We start from the raw sequence: 4,782 nt of genomic DNA, 5'->3' as shown, positions 1-4,782 counted from the left end.
ACCCGCGACGTCGATGTTTGACACGGTCAATGTCAATGCCGGCACTGTGGATGTGGCCGCCGGGGCTGCGATCTCCGATGTGAGCACGGCAACCATTGCATCGGGTGCGACGCTGGATCTGGCCGGTGCGCTCGATTTTACCCCGGGCGGTGACACGTTTGATGTCGCGGGTGCCCTGACCGGTGCCGGAACCGTCGATATGCTGGACGGTGATGACACGTTCACCCTCCGGGATGGTGCGGATCTGTCGGGTCTGACCGGCCTGATTGACGGCGGCTCCAACACAGCGACCGGCGATACGGTTGTTGTTGACACGGCGACAACCCAGACCTTTGACGGCGCGCAGGTTGTGGACTTCGAGAACCTGCAGAAGGACAACACCGGCACTTTGATCCTGACGGGGGCTCAGACATTCTTGGTCGGGACCGCGATCAATGGCGGCACGCTGGATGTGGACGGAACGCTGGGCACGGCCATGATCGCCATGGCGGATGACACGAGCCTGATCGTTGACGGCACGGTCGACGATGGCGCGGGCGGTCAGACGCTGATCACCGGATCTGCGGGTGTCAACACAGTCACGGTGACAAGCACGCTTACGCTTCTGGCGACCGGTGATCTGGGAGACGGCGCGGATGTGCTGGATGTCTCCGGCACGCTTGACACTGGGGCCGGCACCCTTTCCCTGGGGGCAGGCGATGACATGTTCACCATCCATGATGGCACGATGGTGACCGGCCTTGTCGATGGTGGTGTTGGCACGGATACCTTCAATACCGACATCAACGGTGTGGCCAGCATCGGTGCGGTGACGGGCTTTGAGACCCTGCTGAAGACCGGGACGGGGACACTGAACATCACCGGACCCGCGACGTCGACATTTGACACGGTCAATGTTGATGAGGGCACTGTGGATGTGACCGGGACGATCAGCGGGATCAACGCGGCGTCTGTTCTGGCAGGCGCGACGGTGAGCGTGGATGGCGCGATCAGCTTTACCGACGGGACCGATACCTTCGATGTCGCGGGCACCCTGACCGGCACCGGAAGCTTTGACATGCTCGATGGCGATGACACACTGACCTTCACAGGTAGTGCGGATCTGTCGGGCCTGACCGGTCTGGTTGATGGAGGAGCCGGAGCGGACGACAATGTCCTGTTCGATGGTTGGGATGGCACAGTGGACGGGTCTGCTTTCCAGAACTGGGAAGCGATCACCGTTGTTGACGGCGCAGTTGAATTTGGATCTATCCTGACTGTTGGCAGTGGGCCCGGGTATGGGATGATCGCGGGGGCAGATGGTGTCATCAGCAACTGGGGTGATTTTGACCTGACCGGTGATCTGGTGACACTTGCGGGTGGCAGGTACCAAAACACCTCTGGCTCCATGTCGATGATCAACGTCATCGGGAATATCCGCAATGCCGGAGCAATCGATCTTCAGGATGATGTTGTGGGTGACACGCTTACGGTGAGTGGCGATTACTCCGGCGATGGGGCGCTGCAGATTGACGTCGATGCCACAGGTGACACGGCTGATACGCTGGTGATCTCCGGAGATGTCGTTGCCGGCGGGACAACGATCTTTGTCGCGGACATCTCCTCTGGCAAGGCCAGCGGCAATGACATACTCCTCGTCGACGTTCAGGGTGCAACCTCTGAGGGCGATTTTCAGCTTGATGGCGGAACCTTGGATCTTGGCGGGGTTGCATACGGGCTTGTCCTGGATGGGTCCCAGTGGTTCTTGCAGCGCCTGTTCCTGCCGTCGAACCAGGTCTATGAAGCCTACCCGCAAAATCTGAATGCTCTGAACACGCTCGAAGGTCATAGCCGCCGCGTTCAAGGTCGGGCGTGGCTGGCAGGCGGTGATCCGTTTTGTGGCAACGGAATTCAACCTGCTGCTGATCAGATTGGCCCAGACTGCATTGACGCCGGATTGTGGATGAAGGTCTCGGGCGGCAGGGCAGACCTTGACCTCAGAACTTCAACAACCGCACTGGAACTTGGGGTGTCAGATTCCAACTATGACGTCAGCACCTACAAGTTTGAAATGGGTCTGGACACACTTCTCGGGGAGTATGGGAGCGGCCGCCTTGTCGGTGGTGTCCGTGCCTTCTACGGGTCCGCATCCCTGTCCGGGACTTCGTCGATTGGTAGTGGGGCCGCCGACACTGACGCTGTAGGGATTGGCACGACCCTCACGTGGTATGACGATTCAGGTTTGTATGTCGACGCACAGCTGCAATATGCGGATTTCGAAAGCGAATTGACTTTTGACGGGGCACCCTTGGTTGAGGACAATAGCGGCTCGGGCTATGCAGCCTCTCTTGAGATCGGCAAGACCTTTGCGTTGAGCGATACGTTCTCGATCACACCAGAAATACAATATATGTACTATGACGTGGATTTCGACAGTTTCACCGGCGCGAATGGTGAGATCGTCTCGCTCGAAGATGGCTCGACCTCGGAGGTCCGGGTGGGCGGCGTCCTGGCATATCAATCGCCTGGCCGCGGCGACGCGAAAAGCAACATCTACCTGTCGGCCAATGTTTTCCACCAGTTCGATGCGACCACTGCGGTGCGGTCAGACGATACCACGCTGATACAGGAAGCTCGTCCCTGGCGGGGAGAAATCGGATTTGGTGGTTCTTATGAATGGTTTTCCTCAAATGGAACCCGCTCCGCAATCTATGCCGAAATGACGGCTGGTTCGGTGCTCGGAACGAGCCTGAGTTCGGGTAAAACTTTGGGGGGCAGCTTTGGTGTCAAGATCGAGTTCTGAACCGGTAAAACACTTAGTTGTGCATGTCGGCAAGGTAAGCCTGCTTCCCGCAGTCGTCGCGCTCGCACTGACAACTAGTGCAGGTTCCGCGCAGGAGCCCAACGCGCTGTCAGAAACCTATGGTGTCTGGGCAGTGCAGTGCAAAACCGCCAACGCGCCCGAGGGCGATGAAACAATACGCACCTGCCAGGTTTCTCAGGAGCTCAGGCAAGCCGACACACAACAAAGGGTCATTTCCGCCGTTTTCACCGCAAATCCTGACAAGCTGACCCTGATCACGCCATTTGGTCTGCAGCTTGGGGAAGGCGTCAGGTTTTCTACCGGGAATGGCGAACTTCCGGTTGGATGGTTTTCGACTTGCCTGCAAACTGTCGGGTGTGTCGCTGATATTGCGCCGGATGCTGATGGAATGGAAAACCTGCAGTCCTCCCAGACGCTTACTGTTCTCATGACAAGTATCAATGGTCAGACACTACGGGCCGATTTGTCTCTCAACGGGTTCAAGGATGCTGTCAAACGGCTGCGAGTGCTCCAATAGCGCCGTGGACAGTGTGATTGCCGCGCCAACCGGGGTTTTACGCTCAACTATCTGAGGAAATAGCACCAACTCATTTCGAATTGACACTAAAGCGTCCTTCCAACAACCTGAATCGCTGGGATCCCCATGTTGCGGATTTTGTGCTTCATCCTGTTTGGGAGGATGGATCATGTCAGCACCATTGCCGGAAGCGCTTCGTGTGCGATTTCAGAGATTAGTTGAAGAAGGTTTAAGCAGGCGCGCGGCGGCGTTGCGGCTGAAGCTGTCGCCTGCGACAGGCGCGCGATGGGGGCTTGCGATCCGGCGTACGGGAGTGCACGAGCAGCACCGCAGGGCCGTCCGAAGGGCAAAGGCAAACTGGACCTGCACCGCGCCTTTTTCGCGCAGATCATAAGCCAGGATGGCGACATCACGATGCCGGAGCTGGCCTCGGCTCTGTTCGATGCGACCGGTGTCCACGCGCATCCCGATACGACAGGGCGTTTTCTGCGAAGGCTCGGCTATTCGTGCAAAAAAAGTCGCGGGTCGACGCCGAACGCCGCCGTGCCAAGGTAAGAAAACAACGTGACGCATGGTTCAGGCATCGCGTTCCCGCGGTGTCAGCCCGACCAGAACATGTTGTCTTCATTCCCTCTCATCGCTGCAAGCAGCAACTGCCGGCCAGGTGCTTTTTTCCCGCCTCCAGGAACTCCTTCGGCCACGAGTAATACAGACTCGTGGCGATCCCCTCGCGCCGGCACAAAGCGGCGATACTCTCTTCGCCGCGCAGGTCCTCCAACACAATGCGGATCTTCTCTTCCGCTGAATGGTGCTTCCGCGTCTTGCGGCGAATGTCTTTGACGACTCGTTCGGCCGTCGGTTTGTCGGTTCCAATTTTCCGTCTCATCTTCTCTCCTTGATGGTTCAGATGAGCCAGATACCTTCCGTTATGAAAATCTTCTGATCAGTCCCACAAGTGCTGATCCCGGACATCGCTCGATGATGGCCGTTTCGAAGGTCTGCTTGCGCAGCTTCGGCATCTTCAGCTTCACCGGACCGGCCTTCGTGTCGAGCGATCGCTCCTAGCTGCCCGCCCGCGTGTCCTTGCGGCCTTCGGTGCGCTCGTACTTGCTGGCACCGCACAAGCGGTCAGCTTCGGCATCCAGCATCGCGTTTAACGCTTCTTCTACGGTGCCGCGAACCATCTCGCCGAGGAGGTGATCGCGTATCCGCGCCTCGTCGATCTGTATCACTTGCCCCATCGGTTTGGGTTTCTCGTTGTCATCCATTCTCTGCTCCTCTCAGACAGTGTGAAAGGAGCCTCCGTCACGGTCAAATGTGCGAAAGAGTTTGTACGTTATCGAAGCTCTCAAATTTCCCAAGCGAATGACCTAAATTATTGTGTTTGAGCCGAAAAAATCAGAGCGACGTTGCGATTCTTGTCAATCGGTCACAAGGCAATAGTTGCAGCGGCGCTGACGTG

General features: G+C 57.7%; 3 protein-coding genes and 1 pseudogene. 2 read left to right on the top strand and 2 right to left on the bottom strand.

What is annotated here, in order from left to right:
• Together GOX53_RS28700 and GOX53_RS28695 are read left to right on the top strand one after the other, a co-directional pair.
• Positions 1-2,782 (top strand): autotransporter outer membrane beta-barrel domain-containing protein (locus GOX53_RS28700; RefSeq protein WP_217351986.1); only part of this gene is annotated, 2,782 nt, incomplete at its 5' end.
• A complete protein-coding gene (locus GOX53_RS28695) occupies positions 2,763-3,320 on the top strand; it encodes an invasion associated locus B family protein (RefSeq protein ID WP_171182293.1) in 558 nt (185 codons plus the stop codon). The genes GOX53_RS28700 and GOX53_RS28695, both read left to right, overlap by 20 nt.
• A 655-nt stretch (positions 3,321-3,975) precedes the next feature.
• Here the strand turns inward: GOX53_RS28695 and GOX53_RS28685 are convergent.
• Both GOX53_RS28685 and GOX53_RS29675 read right to left on the bottom strand, forming a co-directional pair.
• Positions 3,976-4,206, bottom strand: a pseudogene (locus tag GOX53_RS28685) (transposase); the annotation flags it as partial.
• A gap of 175 nt (positions 4,207-4,381) precedes the next feature.
• The gene (locus GOX53_RS29675; RefSeq protein ID WP_217351984.1) at positions 4,382-4,588 is read right to left on the bottom strand and encodes a transposase; all 207 of its coding nucleotides are present in this window, start codon (positions 4,586-4,588) and stop codon (positions 4,382-4,384) included.
• Positions 4,589-4,782: the final 194 nt, after the last annotated feature.

The sequence above is a fragment of the Ruegeria sp. HKCCD8929 genome (assembly GCF_013031405.1).
Classification (GTDB): Bacteria; Pseudomonadota; Alphaproteobacteria; order Rhodobacterales; family Rhodobacteraceae; genus Ruegeria.
The sequence above is the reverse complement of the archived record's forward strand: the minus strand, read 5'-3'. Positions and strand labels throughout refer to the sequence as shown.